The following is a 17969-nucleotide window of genomic DNA, read 5'->3' on the forward strand; positions in this document are numbered from 1 at the left end:
CCCCCCTCGCCAAGGAGAGCGCCTACGACATCGATGGGCTCACTGAGCGGCTCGATCAGCTTACCGACCTCGTCGGAGCGCGTCGACCCGACGAGGTGGACTATATCGGGGTGCTCCCGGCCGACAGGAACGGACTCGACCGACGTCTCGAACAGTTGGTTGAGGACCGAGCACTGGACGTGGAGACGACGGATTCGGAGGTGATTATCCGATGAGCGACTCCCCATATCGGGCGTTCAAAGAAAAGCTCTGTATGTTCGCCGACGGTCAGGCCGGCATCCGGAACCCGTTCGTCATCGTTGCTGTCGACCCCGCGCTCGAACACCGGGTGGCTGACCGGCTCAGTTCGTGGGCAGCAGGTGACGAAGCGTCCCCGACGATTGACGAGGAGGTAACTGTCCAGCCAATCTGGCTCGACGAACTGCTTCCTCGAACGAGAGTGTTTGAACTCGCGGTCGCGCTCGGCAACGAGACATCACCGAAACGTATCGAGGCAACACTGCGCGAGCGCCTCGCCGAAGAGTTGGTCGAGGAGATGCTCAAAAACGAAATCGACGCAGACGACGTGCGGAGTCAGCGCCACATCGTCTTGTTGCTCAATCTCGGCAGTCTCTATCCGTTCACCCGGGCATCCGAACTCCTCGATGAGCTTGACCGCCAGAACGTCCGGTCGACCATCGGTATTCCATTCCCTGGTGAGGTCGTCGGTGGGAAGCTGAACTTCTTCGGCGGTGAATCGCGACACTACTACCCCGCGCATCAAATTGATGCCCCGATCACGGAGGTGCATCTCCAACAATGAGTATTCAGACGTTATTCCGGAGCGACCCGACGCGACCGCTTGAAGAGGTCCAGAAGGTCAATGCCCGCGAGCAAGCGGCGACCGACGTCGCTGAGTTCCACGAGACAGACAGTGCGCGACGCGTCCTCACAGAGCTGGGCGATGTCGTCGAAACGCACCCGGGAGAGGACGCTCGCTTCCTCTATCTCGAAGCGACGTTCGGGTCGGGGAAGACACACCTGCTGAAGCTCATCGGGCTGGTCGCCGATAGGGACCCGGAGTTTGCTCAGTTGGGAGACGACCTCGCCGAGCAATGGCCGGGATTCGACACTCTCGCCCAGTCGATCGACAACGCACACGTCGACCGGCTCACGCCAGTGTTCTTGAACCTGCTCGGCCGTGATGCCTCGAAGGAACCACCCCTTCCGTTCTTGATATTCGAGGCAATCGGTCGTGAGCTCGGCTACCCCACTGATCCGAACTGGTTGCTCGAATGGGCGTGGACCGTCGACATGGAGTACGATGGGGTTTGGGAGGCACTCCGCACCACGACACACGATGGCCAGTCGTTCGACGACGTTCTGGACGAGCGGGCCTCACTGCGCCGATGGCTGTACGGGGCGCTGCCAGCACTCTCGGAGACCACAGGAACCGACCTCAACGACCGAGACGGCGTGAAAGCGTCAATCGAGAACGCTGAAGCCAGGGTCGACCCCGAATCGTTCGAGGCCGACGAACTGGTCAGTCGGATCGAGACGGCGACGGCGGTGCTGAACGAGGAGGGCTCGTCGACCGAACTCCTCCTTGGGCTCGACGAGGTCGCACTGTTCGTCGGTGACAGCCCCAAGCGCTACCGTGAGTTCGAACGGACGATGGAGGCGCTCCAGAACGGCCCGAATCCGGTCGTCGTGACGACCGGGCAGTACTCACTCCCCGCGACGCGCGAGAGTCTCATCGGCGAGGACTCGGACGACCACTGGACACATCAGCAAGTGTTGCTCGAAGGGGCCGATACCGAGATTATCGTTCGCAAACGCTGGCTCCAGAAGACCCCCGAGGGGAAGACGAGTATCGACTCGCTTGTCTCGACGATGCCAGACCTCTCACTAGAGACGTACTCGTCGGTCGGGAGTTCCGACCCCGACCCAATCGAGGCCTACCCGTTTCGCGAGTACGACCTGCCGCTGCTCCGGACAGTGATGCAAGAGCTGATCACCCAGGGCCGACCGACAGATCGCGATTACATTCGAGGCCGAGCGCTGCTCGTGTTGGTCCGGTCGCTGTTCACGAAGTTCGGCTGGGCGTCGGCAGAGGCAGGGGCGCTCGTCACGTGGGACGAACTGTTCGACCTCCTCGTCGAGGACACGGATTACGTCCCGCTGTGGGTCCAAGAGATGCTCAGCAACACGTTGATTCCGACCTTCGGTGGTGACGAGGCAGCGTGGGAAGTCCGCGTGTCGAAAGCGCTCTATTTGCTCAATCAAACCCCAGCAGTGCCAGCGACGCCGGAGAATCTGGGCCGGCTGATGTTCGATGACGTCAGCGACTCAATAGAGGAGACGGTTGCAGACACTCAGTCAGCGCTCGACACACTCGTCGACAAGCGGAAGGTGCTCACCGAGACCACCGAGCAGGGTGACGACGTGTACACACTCGTCTCCGAAGAGCAAGAGAGTATCCTGAGCCGAGCGCAGACAAGGGCCGAGGAGATCTCCCCACACCAGCTCAAAGCGTGGCTGGAGAATCGGCTCAGAGAGAACGACGACTTCTTCCGGAGCGAGGGTACTCGCCACGAGGTCGACGTTGGCGAAGAACGTCTCGTTCCACTACGCTACGCGTACTCGATTCTGGATCCAATCGACCGTGCCCCCACGACAGAGTACGATGCGATTCAGGTTCGGGTGTTGGCCAGCGACTCGGAGACAATCTCCGAGCAGGTCGAGACCTGGCAGACGGTAAACGAGGGTCGTGAGGGTGGTGAACACGTCCTCGTCGCAATCGATGTTCCGGACCCGACATTGGAGAAGATTCGAAACGTGCTCGGGATGGCCGATGTCCTCGGAAAAGAAACCGAGAGTCACGAGGAACTCGAGCGTGAACACCGGAGAGACAAACGTCGCCTGGAGACATCGATCAGCGACCTCCTCGATAATGCGACAGTCCACACCGTCGATGAGGAGCGTGGTGACCGACCGAGCGTTCTTGATGAGGTTGTCACGGACCAAGTCGAGGCAGTCTTCGGATCGACGCGGAAGGTGCTCGCACGACCGCTCACGGAAGTCGAGGACGCGAAGGCACTTGCGTCGTTCTTCCGGGGGAGTAGGGACTGGCCGCTCACAGATGGCGATGCAGTGTTGCTGGGAGTAGATAGGTCGAGTGCAGAAATCGTCGACGGCGGCTGGTGCCGAGCGTTCATCGACAAGTACGAATCGCAAGCCGCTGTCGACGTTGAGACGGTTCTCCAACAGACGCAGACGGCCAACGGCGCGTATCGTGGGACGCCCCAGGAGTCGATTGCGGCATTGCTCATCACGCTGGCGACGTCCAATGAGCAAGTCGCACTCAAGAAAGACACCGAGTACGTTACTGACCCGGCAGCAATCGGCCGGCTGGTGCGAACGAAGGGTGGACTCACCTCCTTGCAGGTCCGGTTTGGCGTCGATACGGTCGACCCCACTGAGGTTCGGACAGTCGTCTCGATGCTGCTCGGCCACGACCCGGACGGAAGTGACCTAGACGCGTGGGTTGCCGAGCTGGCCGACTGGGTCGATGCGAATAGCGCCCTCATCAAACGGACGGTCAAGGACGTCTCGAAAGAGTTCGACGTCTCATTGGACGCACTCGAAGCAGCACTGGAACCAGCGTACAGCGGTGGTGACCTCACCACGTCGTCGTTGGTCGAAGAAGACATCCAGTCCCAAGCGGAGACGTTCGCGACCGCGCGTGAACTGTTCGACGAATCCGCGTCCGACGGAGCAACGGCACTGTGGACGCAGTTCACCGAGACGCTGGATACCCTCGAAGAACGGTATCCCGACGCGACGATTACCGAGCGAATGCGGGCGACCGCATCGGGTGGGACCGTCCCAACCGCAGAGACCGTCACCACACGGTTGGCGGACGCATCAGGCTACCGCGTCGACGAACTCTCGACGCAGTATCGGCGGGTGACGGGCGAGCAGTGTGACGCCACTGACCCAGAAGCAATCTGTGAAGCACTGACCGAGTGGGTTCGCGACCACGAATCGGCGGTGCGTGAGCTGCTTACCGACACCACCGACACGTTCGATGGCGTCTCGTTCGACGCGCTGGAGTCCGTGTTCGAAACGGCATGGGACGGTGGCGAGCTCGAAGAGTCGGACTTCGTTGTGTCGTCCGTCGACCAGCAGCTAGCATCTTACGAGAACGCTCGGGAGATTCTCCGTGGTACCCCGAGTCCGTGGTCGAAGTTGGAAGCGAGATACGAGACGCTCCGCGAGGAACATCCGGAGTCGCCGACGACGCGGTCGGTCGAGGCCGGGCTGGCTCGTTCACAGCCACCGTCGCGTAAGACCGTCCAGCGGCTCATCGACATGCCGATCATTGGCGGTGACGACGTCTGGGCACAACTGCAGGCCAGAGCGGAGGAGCTTCGAACGGAACTCCCGAACGCCGACCTCACCGACACCGTGACCGGCATGGTCGATGCGGATGACCGGCCGACCGATGAACGAGCGCGAGCGCTTCTGGACGAAGCGGAGGCGCTGCTGGAGCGGATTCGAACTGTCAAAGACACACTGGACGACGCCGACGATGGCAGCGTCGTCATCATCGAGGACGACGCGTAATCGACAGGCGGCGACGGGGGGAACCTTCGGCAGGGTTAAGTCAATACTGTCACTCGATGATGGCATACATCGATTCGTTCTATGGCAAGCGATTCACTCTCTCACCGAAAGGCGCAGCTAGACAAGGCGGAGCGCGAACATCTCGAAGACGTCGTCGAAGCGCTTCGTGAACGGGTCGAGGACAACGTTCGCTACCAACTCACCCAGAAGGGCCTCGACGACAACCCTGAAGGCGTCGACTCGCTCGGTGACGATGGCCGAGACCTCGTCGAAGCCATCGAGCTAGAGGGTACCGAGGACCAGTCGTGGGACGAAGCCTTCGAGCAGTACGTCACGGGCGTCGGCTACACCATCGTCAACCGACTGGCCGCCCTGCGATGCATGGAGGTGCGTGACTTCGTCGACGAGGAGGTCACCGTCTTCAAGGACAACGGGCTGACCCCCGCGGCGGAGACGCTCGTCCACGAGGAGTTCCTCCTCGAAGACCAGGCCATCCTCGAGGCCTATCACAACGTATGTGACGACCTGGCCGACGAGATCGAGATCCTGTTCGACCGCTCGACGGCCTACAGTCTGGTCGACCCGGACGACGACACCTTCGAGGAACTCTGTGAGATGCTCGATTCGGTCCCCGACGAGGTCTGGCGTGCTGACGACGTCCTCGGGTGGGTCTACGAGTACTACAACACCAAGCTCCTCGACGACCTGCGCCGGAAAGGTGACCGCGTCGGTCTGGACCCGATGGACGTTCCGCCGGCGAACCAGTTCTACACGCCGCACTGGGTCGTCCGAATGCTCACCGACAACTCGCTGGGGAAGCTCTATCTCGAACACACCGGCGAGTTGCAAGACGTCGTTGAAGCACAGGAAGCGTTCTCTCCGGACGAGCGCAAGAACCGACCACTCCCCCCCGACGAATCGCCGAACATCGCTGATTTCTGTACCTACCTCGTTCCCTCAGAAGACGAGGGTCAGCCGACCGACTTTGACCATCCGAAGGAGCTTCGCGTCATCGACCCGGCCTGTGGGAGTGGCCACTTCCTGCTGTACGCCTTTGACGTGCTGGAGCGCATCTGGCGTGCCGAGACGAACCTGCCCCGCGAGGAGATTCCACGCGAGATTGTCCAACACAACCTCTACGGCGTTGACCTCGACATGCGAGCGTGTCAGCTCGCGGCGTTCAATCTGTACCTGAAGGGCCGGACCCGCGCCGAGGCAGAAGGCGCCGACGGCTTCGACATGCCTGGAGTCGGCATCGTCTGTGCGGACTCATCTGTCGCCGACATCGATGGTGTCGAAGCAGTGTTCGACGAGGTGGCCGGTGACGACCCGAAAGTCGAAGACGCGCTTCGTCGCATCCTTGACGCCTTCGAGGAGGTTCACGGACTCGGGAGCCTGCTCGACGTGCGCGGAACGCTCGGTGACCTGTTCGAGGACGACAGCGACACCGAAGGCGTTCAGATTACACTCACGGACGACCCACGAGAGAGCCATACACTCGGGCAGGTGCTTCACAACCTCCGTGAAGCGGTCGAAGAACACCGGGAGTCGGACTCGTTCCTCGCCCAGGACCTCCGGAGCTTCGTCCGGTTGTTGGACATCCTGGCACAAGACTACGACGTGGCGCTGATGAACCCACCGTATGGGTCGCAGAATCGGATGCCCGATATCGTTCAGAACTACGTCGAAGGCCACTACAAATACTCCGCTGAGTTCTACATAAATTTCTTTGAAGTGTGTGACCGCCTCTCGAAAGAAGGTGGACGAATCGGGATGCTGGTGCCTCGTTATTTCATGTACAAAGGTCGGTTCTCCAGGTTCCGTTCTGACTTCATCGGGTCTGAAGGTAGTTTCGACTTTCTTGCAGAATACGGCATCGGAGTACTTGATAACGCTACAGTACGGACAGTTGGGACGGTTGTTCGATCAGGTATTGATTCATCACCATCAGGTACGTTCCTCCGACTTCACGATCTAGAAGCAGAAGAGAAAGAGCAGCGATTTGCCCAGTTGATTTCCGGACAATCAGACTCGGTCAAGAGATTGTTCGAGATTGACCTAAGTGAATTCGCAGAGATTCCACGTACGCCGATTTGCTACTCAACTCCACGCGATGTCAGGAAGCTTCATGCTCACGAAACGAAGATTGACGCGGAACACGCCGGAGTTGAAAGTAGCTCGACATGTCAGGCAATCCCGGGGCTACTAACAGGAGACGATGAGCGATTCGCAAGACATCACTGGGAAGTAACCGAAATCCTCCAATTTGAACCGATTTCTAAGGGTGGTTCCGATGCGTGGATTATTCCCTCGGTTACTGAAACGATAAATTGGGAGCACAGTGGCCGCACATTGAAACGCTCTGGAAACTCGGTTCGGATACCGAACCAGGAGATGTACGGTGAACCGGGACTTACATGGACCTACATCAAGGAGACTGGGCGGCGGTTTGGGTATTATCCAGGAGGTCTGTTCAGTCACACCGGGTTCATGCTCTTCCCACGTGACGACCGGTCTCTATGGCATATGATGTCTGTATTGAACTCCAGCCTCTATCATAATTTGTTCCTGTCACTCACGACAGAGCGACACTGGAATGCGGGTGAAGTCGGGAGCGTACCCTGGATTGAAGAACTGGATGAAATCGAGGAGTTGGAAGAAATAGCAGAAGAGCAATATCAGGCAGTTCTAAAACAACGGTTCTCAGAGACTGTAAGTCCGTACTACCGTGCTCCATCCCTTCTCCCGACCACCGAAAACGAAGGATTCGTCTACGGCCATCCGCACGCAGAGACGATTAGCAAGGAGTTCGATGTCGACCGTACTAGTATCGAGCCTAGCTCTCAGATTTCGGTTTCCGCGCGGGAGGTTAGAGTAGGTGACCTTCGCCAGCATAAGCGACTGGAAGACCTATCGAACGATGCAGACAATCTCATTTACGATGCACTTGATATATCCAAAGAAACACAGGGCCAAATTCATCAGGAGATCTTCCTCAGAACCTCAGAGTCGCCCGAAGACCGGGAAATCCCCGACCCCGAATCCGTCCCCGAGGTTCCCGAGAACATCGACGAGCAGGTCAAGGACCTTGTCCACCACTTCGCGATAGGGGCCGTCCGTGAGGAGGACGACGGTATCGTCCCCCTCCACTCTATCAACGGCCAGGCCGACATGCTCGACCGCGTCGTCGAGCGCTTCGAAGACACGTACGGCGAGTACGCTGAGGACCGTCTCGCCGAGGTCGACGAGATTCTCGGGGCGCGGTCCGCTGCCGAGGAGGCGTACCCCAACCTGCGGGCGTTCGTCGCTCAAGACCTGTTCGACTACCACGTCCAGACGATGGAGAACACACCCATCCTCTGGAAACTCACCACTGAACGGCTCATCGCCGACTCGACGGGCGAGGGGTTCGCGTGTTTCCTCGACTACCACGGTCTCGATGCGGGGCTGTTCGATCGACTCAGCAACCAGTATCTCGAACCTCGGAAAGCCGAACTCCGAGAGCGCCGCAGTGCCGCGAACCGCCGTCGGGGCGACGAATCTCTCTCAACGAGTGAGCAAGCAGAGGCCGCCGAGCAGTACGAACGCTGTGCGAGCGGACTCAACCAGATCAGCGTCCTCGAAGAGGTGCTTCAGGATCTGGGGAGCACCGACGAGCGTGACTTCGACGACGAGGACCGCCAACTCGTTGAAGAACTTGCGCCGAAAGTGGCCGTGTTCCGCGAAGAAACCAAACAGCGCGTGGAGGCGCTGGCGGAACTACGCGAGCGAAAGGGCGAAGCGTGGTTCAAAGACACCTTCTCGGACAACTTCTGGAACGCCGTCGACGAGTGGCACGAGGAGTGGCTCGACGCGCTCGGTGAACTCGAACGCGCATGTGGAGAGTATGCCAAACCCGCCGACGAGTCCGTCGAAGCACACCTCGCTGACCTCTTCGATTACTTCAACTGGCGACTCAAGGGGTCGGACCACTACTCCAGCACGGGCATCCTGTTCATGACCTACTACTTCGAGCGCGAGGGGGCTGACCTCCTCGACGAGGACGGCCAACCGTTCGAAACGCTGACCGACGACGAACGGCTGCTTGCCACGCTCGCGACCGGTCTCGACGACCCCTCGGTTCTTGACGAGGAATTCCTTGAAGCCATAGCCGACGACGAGGCTGTCGTGGACGTTGATGGCCTTCCCCCGTTGGCCGAGTTCAAGGCCTTAGCAGAGGAGATCGATGACCGCTGCCAGTCCATCGACAAGCGGATTCCGTCGGATTGGAGCGACCGTGCGCTCTCGGAGATCACGACCGAAGGCTATCAACCGAACCACAAGCACGGTGTTGAAATCAATATCACACCACTCGCTCGGGCGGAAATCGTCCCGAAGACCGTCGACAAGAACGTGCTCTGACAATGCCGGCAACGAAGACACTCCCACAGTGCGCGCAGGACGCCATCGAGAGCGCCATCGACCGAGCGGCTGACGACGAGCCAGTCGTCCTCTGGTGGGACGACGGTGGCTACCTCCGTGACATCGTTCAGACCGCAAGCACACAACTCGGGTGTGCATTTCATGCGGCCGAACACTCGCCGTTGGAACTGCGCACGGACGCCCCACGCGAGCGAACGGTGTGGTACGTCCCGCGATCTCGGAAGGACGACGACGGAGACGTCATCGACTGGTTCAAAGACGTTGAACACACCGGCGCAGTCCTCGAACAACACATCGGCAAGCTCGCCGCACAATGCTTCGAGAACGACCGGCTCCAGGCGGCGACGATTCGTACCGCCTACGAAGGTGCCGAGAACCGCGAAACCGTTGCCCAGGCGCTCTACGAGGAACTCAACGGCGAGGGGGGGCTGCCGTCACTTCGTGGTCTGCAGACGAAGATCGTGCTGGACGGCCACGAGGACCCGATCCAGTTCGTCCTCGAGCACGGGACCGAGAACCTCCCCCAGAAAGACAAGCTGCTCGAACTCCGTGACCTCCTCGTCGAAAACGGTGTCACGGCCGTCGAAGGTGAGACCAACGCTCACGCTATCGTCGAAGAGACCAGACGGTGGGCCGTCGCCGAGTGGCTCGTCGATGCAGGACTCGAAGAGTCGTTGCTCGACGAGCAGTACCGCCCTGAACCCGATACGGGCATCGGAATCTACCGACCCGAACTTCAGTCGCTACTGAGTAAGACCGAACGCAAGACAAAACTGGCGGCCGTCTACCTCGATCCCAGCCAACGATTCTGGCACGATGTCCTCCGGACGTACGACGACCCGTGGGACCTCGCCGACTGTCCTGTCGACGCCTCACTCGAAGCACGGCTCTGGGATGAGTGGACACGGTCGTTCCGTGCTGGCGAGTACGAGACATGTATGACCCAGGCGACACAGCGACACGAACGCTTGGAGAAGATTTACGGCGAGACGCCCTGGGCAGCCGTCTGGAACCAAGCAATCGATGTAGCAACGCTGGCAGCTGAACTCGAAACATGGGAGGAACGAGGCGACAGCAGCGACGTCGTCGACCTGTACGGCAACGTTGAGACCGGGACCTGGCAAATCGACCACGCTGTGTTCAACCTCATCGTCTCGGGCGAGCCGGAGACCGACCTCCCCGAGGAACACCCGGCAACGGCGACGCTCGACGGCCTGCGTTCATCGCTAGTCGAGTCGCGCTATCTCGAATACCTCAGTGACCTTGGTGACCTCGTTGCTGACCAAATCGAGGGTGGCTCGCCATTTGTCGGTGAACGTCACGCTCACCAGTTCTTCGCCGAAGAACACGAACACATCCAGAGTGGCCAGAGCGTCGCGCTGTTCATCGTCGACGCGTTGCGCTTCGACCTCGCACACGAACTCGCGGAGTCGATTCGCCATGAACTGACCGGGCTGGAGGTCGAGGAGAACACCTGGGTCGGGACGCTCCCATCCGACACCGAGTTCGGGAAAGCCGCGCTCACGCCGGGGAGCAAGTTCAGCTTCAGCATCGGAGTGCGAGACGGCACACTCGTCCCCGAACGAAACGGGCAGGAGATTACCAACCACCGCCGGCAGGCCCTGCTCGAAAACGACGGCTGGAGTTACATCATGCAGGACGCCAACGACGACGTCGGGTGGAGCAGTACCCGCGTCGCGTACTACTGGAACGATATCGACGAAACCGGTGAGAAAGAGCTGACAGACTTCGAGGACCTGTTCAGCGACCGCATCGACACGATCTCGCGAATCATCTGTGAGAAGCTCGACAAGGGGGAGTGGGACCGGGCATACATCCTCTCCGACCACGGGTTCGTCTCGCTCCCCGAGCACGTCGACATCGACGATATCTACCCGCCGGACACCGCCGAGCAGGTGACCCGGAGATGGGTCGCAGGAGCCAATCTCGGCGACGATGCTCCGGGTGCGCTCCTCGACAGCAACGCACATCTGGGATATCTCGACGATGACGCCAAGGTCAGCATCCTCTCCGACCCGATCCAGCGGTTCCGAAACCAGGGCCTGCCGGACGCTCGGTTCTATCACGGCGGCGTTCTCCCCCAAGAGTTCGTGCTGAACTTCGTCACCATCACACAGGAGTAACGGCCACACCCTTTCCTCACGAAGATTGATAAGACCAGATTTGGTCGTAACAGATATCCATCGTCCTATGTCAGCCGTTACTCACTCACATCGAAAGGCGCAGCATAGTCACGCCCAAGCCATCGCTTCGAGATTATGAGTCGGAACACCGGTCATGTTGATGGCGAGTTGGCTGAGTTCGCAGTTGCTGCAGATCTCGTTAGGAACGACTGTCGAGTCTCGTACACCCACGGCCAGTACAAATACGACTTGGTCGCAGACAAAGACGATCATCTCCTGCGAGTACAGGTCAAGAAGGCCAACCAGATAACCAAGACACCCTGGAAATATCGTATATTCACAGATCGATATGAAGCAGGTCAAGTCGACCTGTTTGCCGGCTACGTGGTCAAGGAGGACAAAGTGTTCTATGCGACATTTGGTGAAGTCGGCTCAAACGAGTTCAGAGTGAATGCGAAAGGCAGAGACGAGATGACAGAGCACAATGCGGGTGTCGCCAACCTTATTGACGACTACACTTTCGATCGAGCACTCTCAAACCTGCAAGACCAAACTGTGACCCTGGACGCAGAAGACACGGGACAGAATCCAGATACCATCTAACGATATGGACTCACTCAACCCGGGAGCCACAATCCGCCTCAACGACAATCCCGCCGAGGTCATCAAGACATACTCCGTCGGCGACCTCGGGTATCTGCGGGCCTACGTCGAGGACGTCGGCGTCAAGACGGTCTGCGTTGACGACGTCGAGATAGAGCAGAGGCTCGAACAGTTCGACGCACTTGACCCAACTACGGCCGACCGACTCCATCCCGACCATGAGGCGGTCTCTGCCGAGTGGTTCGATCTCCGGTCGCAGGCACTCCAACTCCAAATCGCTCACGGACAGGGCCAACTGCTGAGTATCTCGAACTCGCTCGTTCGTCTCGAACCGTATCAACTCGCCTGTGTGAACTGGGTGATGCAGAAGCTCCGTCAGCGCGCGCTCATCGCCGACGACGTCGGGTTGGGAAAGACTATCGAGGCCGGCCTCATCCTCAAGGAACTCACCGCACGAAACCGCGCAGACCGAGTCCTGTTCGTCGTTCCCGCACACCTCCAGAAGAAGTGGATTCGTGATATGGACCGCTTCTTCGACATCTCGCTCATACCGGCCGACCGCCAGTGGGTCGATGGCGAACGACGCCGGCTTGGCGAGGAGGCCAACATCTGGAATCAAGACCAGCAGCGAATGGTCACGAGCATGGCCTTCCTCCGGCAGGAGGAGTTCCAAGCGCAACTCGACGAGGCGTTCTGGGATGTCGTGGTGGTTGACGAGGCCCACAAGGCGGCCAAGCGCGGGGAGTCACCGAGCAAGACCTCGAAGATGGTCAGTCGAGTCGCCGACAACTCCGACTCACTACTCCTCCTGAGCGCGACACCGCACGACGGGAAAGGCGATGCGTTCCGTTCACTCATCGAGTACGTCGACCCGTTCCTCGTCGCTGAAGACCAGGACCTCTCGAAAGAGGCAGTGGACCGGGTGATGATGCGCCGAGGCAAGCAGACCATCTACGACGACAACGGCGAGCGCATTTTCCCGAATCGGGAGGTCGGGACCATCCCGGTCGAGATGACTCACGAGGAGCGCCAGTTCTATCGTGCGGTCACGGACTACGTCAAACACGTCTTCAACCGCTCGGAGCGACTCAACGAACCCGCCGTCGGGTTCGCCATGGCGTTAATGCAAAAGCGGCTGGTGAGCAGCATCGGGGCGATCAAAGCGACGCTCAGTCGTCGCCTCTCGAACATTGTCGAACAACAGGCGTCGGGGACGGCCCTTTCTGCGGAAGCGACGGCGTATCTCGAAGGTGAAGACCTCGACGAAGCCGACCAACAACACGCCGAACAGGAGCTTGCGGGACTGACGATCACCGAGAGCGACGCTCAACTCGAAGAAGAGATCGAAACCCTGCGTGACCTCGTGGCGCTCGCGGAGGGCATCCCGGTCGACTCGAAAGCGCAGAAGGTCCGACGCTACATCCAGCAACTGCTCGAAGAACAGCCTGATGAGAAGGTCCTCCTGTTCACCGAGTACCGCGATACGCTTGATTACATCCTCGAACTCGTCAAGGATGAACCGTGGGCTGACGAGATTCTCGTCATCCACGGCGGCGTGGACAAGGACGATCGTGCACGTATCGAAGAGGAATTCAACCACGGCCAGTCGCGATTGTTGTTCGCGACTGATGCAGCGAGCGAGGGAATCGACCTTCAGCACAGTTGCCACATCATGGTCAACTACGAGCTGCCGTGGAACCCGAACCGCCTCGAACAACGCATCGGTCGACTCCATCGGTACGGCCAAGAGAAGGAAGTCAAAGTCTGGAACTTCTCGTTCGAAGATACCCGCGAGAGTGAGGTCTTCGAGCTGCTCCAGGAGAAGGTCGAAGCCATTCGAGGACAGTTGGGGAATACGGCGGACGTTCTGGGGATGCTCGACGACATCGACGTCGACTCGCTGATTATGGATTCCATCCGGAATGAACAGCCAGCGAGTGCGACCACCGAAGAGCTCGAAGCACTCATTGACGAACGCCAGCAGACCCTCGCCGACTGGTACGAGCGCAGCCTCATCGACACCAGTACGTTCGACCAGGAGAGCCGGGCGAAGATTCGAGAGGTCATGGACCACTCGGAGGACACCTACGGGACCGAGGCAGACATTCGAAGGTTCGTCGACAGAGGGCTCACCGCCCTCGGCGGCACGATGGAGAAAGCTGGGAACAACCTCTATCGAGCTGAGCTCCCCGAATCCATTCGCCGGCAGGGCAGGGACGACCCGTACGGTCCGTTCACGTTCGACCGGGAGTTCGCGATGGACTACGACGGCATCGAATACCTCGCACCCGATGCGGAGTTGGTCCAAGAGGTAATGGACGAAGTACTCGCAAGCGAGCACGGAACGGTCGGTATCAAGCTCCTCCCGTTCGTTGACGACCCCGGTGTCACGTTCAACTACCGGCTTCGGTTCGAGGACGGAGCCGGTGAGGTGGTCCACGAGGAGATGACACCGGTGTTCGTCGATGCCGCACACCGAGATCCACAACAGCGACTTGGGCAGCGAGTCGTCGAGGGCGATAGCATCACGGCCGCTCCCGATGACGGGGTCGCTCGGTCGCTGCTTGAGCAGCGAGAGGAACTACGGGAAGTTGCCGATCGATACATCAGCCAACAGATCCGGACCCTTCGAAGTGACCTCCAACAGCGACGACGTGAGGAAACACAGCAAGAGCGCCGTGATCTCGAGGACTACGCCGACGCAGAACAGGACAGAATCGAGCGCTTCATCGACGACTACGAACAGAAAGCTGAGGCCGGGTCGGACATGGATATCGCCATTCGTGGTCAGCGCGAGCGATTGACGCGACTAGAAGCACGAATCGAAGCGCGACGAAAAGAGCTCCAGCGGAAGGCCCAGGTCGTCTCAGTCGCGCCGGAGGTCGAAAACGTCTGTCTCGTCGTCCCAATCTGAGACCCCTGAGATAGTTACGGGTCGCTCGAAAAATATCAACGGACGCTAGTGTAGCATCCGGTAACTACTATCTCCAGTAGTCGTCGACCGATTCGCCAGCGAGGCGCGCACGGACGGACGGGTACGTGAGGTGGGTCAGCACGTAGCCGAGACAGAGCAGCCACCCCTGTGGTTTCGTGACCAGCCCCCAGTTCCGCTCGAGACTGCCCGGGCGCCCCGGAGCGGACAGGGTCTCGAAGCCAGTAATCGACTTGATGGCCGGCCAAATTACGAACGCGAATGCGAGCAGATAGCAGATTAGCACGGCGAGAAGTTCGAGCGGGTGGCTGGAGACGTATCTCTCGAGTGTCCCATCGGTCTCCAGAACTCACGCGACTACCTGGCATGGCTCGATCACCACCGGGCATCCTACGGAGTATATGCTCATGTGCTGGCCAACCGCGATAGTGTGACTGAACTATAATTTAGCCGGTGGGCCGACGAGTCTCACCGTAGAAATATTACCACAGAACATTTTTTGGCCAGGAATGTAGTGCCACTGTAGCAGATAACAATCGCCATTCCCGCGCAGTATTGCGATTTGACTACCGGCTCAAAGAGTGCTACAGTTGCTGGTAACAATCTTTACCTTCGCTCGTGGGGCCAAACAGCCGTATATCGTATGCCGCTATATTCACAGCGCGCGAAAATTCGCAGCCGAGGGTCGGAGTTCGATGAGCCATACGCTCGGCGGACTGCACCTCTCGTCGGTCAGTCTGTGGTCGCTGGCTAACGACGCTGTCTCGACGACTCGAGTTGTCCCTTGGCAGGCTCCTCAGGATAGCACTCCCCCAACCCACCTCGATCGCCGGTATTGTTAGGGAAGAGAGTGTGGACCTATCGTTTCGAGCGTCGATAGATACCGACGCCAACGGCCACGCTCACCGCTCCGGAGACCACAACGGCTCGAACGACGTCGACGTCGTTGAGGACCGATTGCCCAACAAGCCCCATCAGCACAAAGCCCGCGAAGACGACGGCGGCGTACAGAGCAGCGGAGGTCGCCGCCGAGGAATCAATCGTCGCTGAGTGTTGCATGCCGTATCAATCCCTCCCGATGCTATTAGTGTTCGTACAGACAGGAAGGCTCGTTCCGTGGTGAGTCGCTGATACACTCGCGGCACGCGTCGCTCACATGGTCCGCTTAGTACACAGAGCGCGTGGGGGCTATCGACTCGGAGTTTCTTTCGTTCGTTCTCTCCGCGCGAGGTAGACGAACAGCCCTGCGACGCCAAAGAAGCCGTAGAGAGCGCCTCTCAGCCGTGGTGAAGACGCGTCTCGCTGTTTCGAGTCCTGGTAGACGTAGTAGCCGACAGTCGGCCAGAAGACCACGAGGTAGAGGCCAATACGGAGGAACAGGCCACTGTACGCTGTCAGCGGGTCCATGTCCCAGAGATGTGACAACACACGAAAGGTATTCCGCCGGGGTGTTAAACCGGCACCACGCGTCGCTCACTCACCCCATTCGGTAGATAGAGAGTGTATGTCTATTGCAGCCGAGGCGACGGAGACGGTATCAGGATTTATTGAGGCTGCGACAGGTATCGATTGTATGATCGACCGCCAAGCGCGGAGGCCATGGCGAGACGGTGCGCTCTTCGTTCTCGGACTCGGTGGCCTTCTCGCGGTTGAGCTGCTGTTGACTCCCGCCTCGGCCGCCACTGATGGCGGATTCGTATATGGAGCCCTGTTTGGCTGTTCGGTGGCCGTATTGCTCTCGGGCGTGTTTCGAGCCACTGACCGGCAGCTTGCCACATCAGCGATTTCCCTTGGAATCGGATTTGGTATCGGGGCGCTCGTCGACCTCCTTTGAACGAACCGACTGGGAGACTCGCGGCATAACTCTAACAGCTGAGTCTCTCTGAATCGGTGTGAAAGAAACTGGTCGCATTGATTGCCGGTATTGTTAGACGCAGAGCGTGGGTCTATCAGCCGAACCCGGAGATAATGATTCAAAGTCCTGACGGTCGCTCACCAGATAGTGCCATAATGATATACCATTGAATATACCGAAACTCATACATGATTGCGATTCGTACATCAGTACGCAGGTTACGATTTGTCAGAGGCACCTGCATCACCCCACCTGTTCCCCGCTAAAATCGTCCCACAGAGGACCTGCGATTCAATTTCTAATCGACAACCACTCGATACACAGACGGCACAGGCTACCAATACCGGCAATCGTTAGACAGAGAGCGTGGGTCTACCAGCAGTGTCAATCTGTCATATGTATATAAAGAGTATTGGTAGCGAAGGAAATCGGTATCCGCGATTCTACGGTAGTGACCGCATGAATTCGATAGACCTCCCCGTGACGACCGAAGAGGACTTCGAACGACAACTGGCCAGCCTCGTTGCCGAGGCCCTTCGCCACGGCGTTGACATCGAAGGATGCAGTATCTGTGGGTCGCCGCCGGAGTCCCTATACGAGGCCGAATTCGTCCGACTGGCTCCGGCCACGAACTGATAGACTCGCGGCACGTACCTATCAGCTGTGTCACCACGGTTCGGTGTGAAATCAACCCCATCTCACTGGTTGCCTGTATTGATAGACGTAGAGCGTGAGTCTAACAGAGCGACTTCGGATGCACATTAAGGGTTCAATGCGAAACCATAGCCCCCAAAATCTCGCTGTATTGAGCGTCACTCCTCTATCAAGAACCGTACTTCTTCACCAATCTCAACGCCGATATCCGACCCGTTCTGAAGGTGATAGTCCCCAATGGAGAAGCGGCGAGTGTGGGTTCGCTCGTCGGATAGTGCAACTGAAAACTCGTACATTCCCTGTTCGTCAATGCCGGGAGAGACGACTTGCTTACCGCCGTTCCCACCAACATGGACTGTTTGACTGAATATCTGCTCTCGTTCGCTGGCGACGGTGAGCGTGACGTCTTGGGAAGATTGAGCCTCGTTCAGAATGATGACATCAATGCGGTCAGTGAACGTGGACGGCGGTCGCGTAGACGCTCTACGAACCGTCGTAGTTCGATTCGATGGCGTGTTGCGTGTGGCACACCCCCCAAGGGAGGCGAGTACCGAGGTGCTGGTCAATTGGACGAATCTCCGTCGAGAGGGCATGATTCGAATCTAACAATTGTGTAATCAAATGCTTTCGGGACGCTGAGCGTTAGACTCGCGGCACGTGTCTAACAGCTGAATCACTCCGAACCGGCGTGGAAGGAATAGTTCGCATCGATTGCCGGAATTGTTAGACAGAGAGCGTGGGTCTAACACAA

General features: G+C 58.9%; 11 protein-coding genes. 9 read left to right on the plus strand and 2 right to left on the minus strand.

Annotated elements, in window-relative coordinates; all coding sequences use genetic code 11:
- From GQS65_RS12480 to GQS65_RS12510, 7 genes are all read left to right on the plus strand, one after another.
- A partial coding sequence (locus GQS65_RS12480) for a hypothetical protein (protein ID WP_158204979.1) occupies positions 1-215 on the plus strand: 215 nt, incomplete at its 5' end.
- Entirely contained in the window at positions 212-802 is a 591-nt protein-coding gene (locus GQS65_RS12485) for a BREX protein BrxB domain-containing protein (RefSeq protein ID WP_158204980.1), read from the plus strand. The genes GQS65_RS12480 and GQS65_RS12485, both read left to right, overlap by 4 nt.
- On the plus strand, positions 799-4608 hold the full coding sequence (locus tag GQS65_RS12490) for a hypothetical protein (RefSeq protein WP_158204981.1): 3810 nt from the start codon (positions 799-801) through the stop codon (positions 4606-4608). The genes GQS65_RS12485 and GQS65_RS12490 overlap by 4 nt, the downstream gene beginning before the upstream one ends.
- Positions 4609-4689: 81 nt before the next feature.
- Entirely contained in the window at positions 4690-9009 is a 4320-nt protein-coding gene (gene pglX / locus GQS65_RS12495; protein ID WP_158204982.1) for a BREX-5 system adenine-specific DNA-methyltransferase PglX, read from the plus strand.
- Between the two features lie 2 nt (positions 9010-9011).
- Positions 9012-11174: a BREX-5 system phosphatase PglZ gene (pglZ, locus tag GQS65_RS12500; RefSeq protein ID WP_158204983.1), complete on the plus strand. Its 2163-nt coding sequence runs from the start codon at positions 9012-9014 to the stop codon at positions 11172-11174.
- A 135-nt stretch (positions 11175-11309) separates the two neighbouring features.
- Complete coding sequence (locus tag GQS65_RS12505) at positions 11310-11777, plus strand: group I intron-associated PD-(D/E)XK endonuclease (RefSeq protein ID WP_158204984.1); 468 nt, start codon at positions 11310-11312, stop codon at positions 11775-11777.
- A 4-nt stretch (positions 11778-11781) separates the two neighbouring features.
- Positions 11782-14691 (plus strand): helicase-related protein, encoded by a 2910-nt coding sequence (locus GQS65_RS12510; RefSeq protein ID WP_158204985.1) that lies wholly within the window; start codon positions 11782-11784, stop codon positions 14689-14691.
- Between the two features lie 876 nt (positions 14692-15567).
- Here the strand turns inward: GQS65_RS12510 and GQS65_RS12515 are convergent.
- On the minus strand, positions 15568-15768 hold the full coding sequence (locus GQS65_RS12515) for a hypothetical protein (RefSeq protein WP_158204986.1): 201 nt from the start codon (positions 15766-15768) through the stop codon (positions 15568-15570).
- A gap of 129 nt (positions 15769-15897) precedes the next feature.
- Positions 15898-16116, minus strand: a complete 219-nt coding sequence (locus tag GQS65_RS12520) for a hypothetical protein (protein WP_158204987.1) — start codon at positions 16114-16116, stop codon at positions 15898-15900.
- A gap of 166 nt (positions 16117-16282) precedes the next feature.
- Here GQS65_RS12520 and GQS65_RS12525 point away from each other — a divergent pair, with 166 nt between their 5' ends.
- Positions 16283-16543 carry a hypothetical protein gene (locus tag GQS65_RS12525; protein WP_158204988.1) on the plus strand — a complete coding sequence of 87 codons (261 nt, stop codon included), beginning with the start codon at positions 16283-16285 and terminating at the stop codon, positions 16541-16543.
- 480 nt (positions 16544-17023) lie between these two features.
- Positions 17024-17200, plus strand: coding sequence for a hypothetical protein (locus tag GQS65_RS12530; RefSeq protein ID WP_158204989.1), 177 nt, complete (start codon positions 17024-17026; stop codon positions 17198-17200).
- The last annotated feature ends 769 nt before the right edge of the window (positions 17201-17969 follow it).

It is taken from the genome of Halomarina oriensis, from assembly GCF_009791395.1.
Lineage (GTDB): Archaea > Halobacteriota > Halobacteria > Halobacteriales > Haloarculaceae > Halomarina > Halomarina oriensis.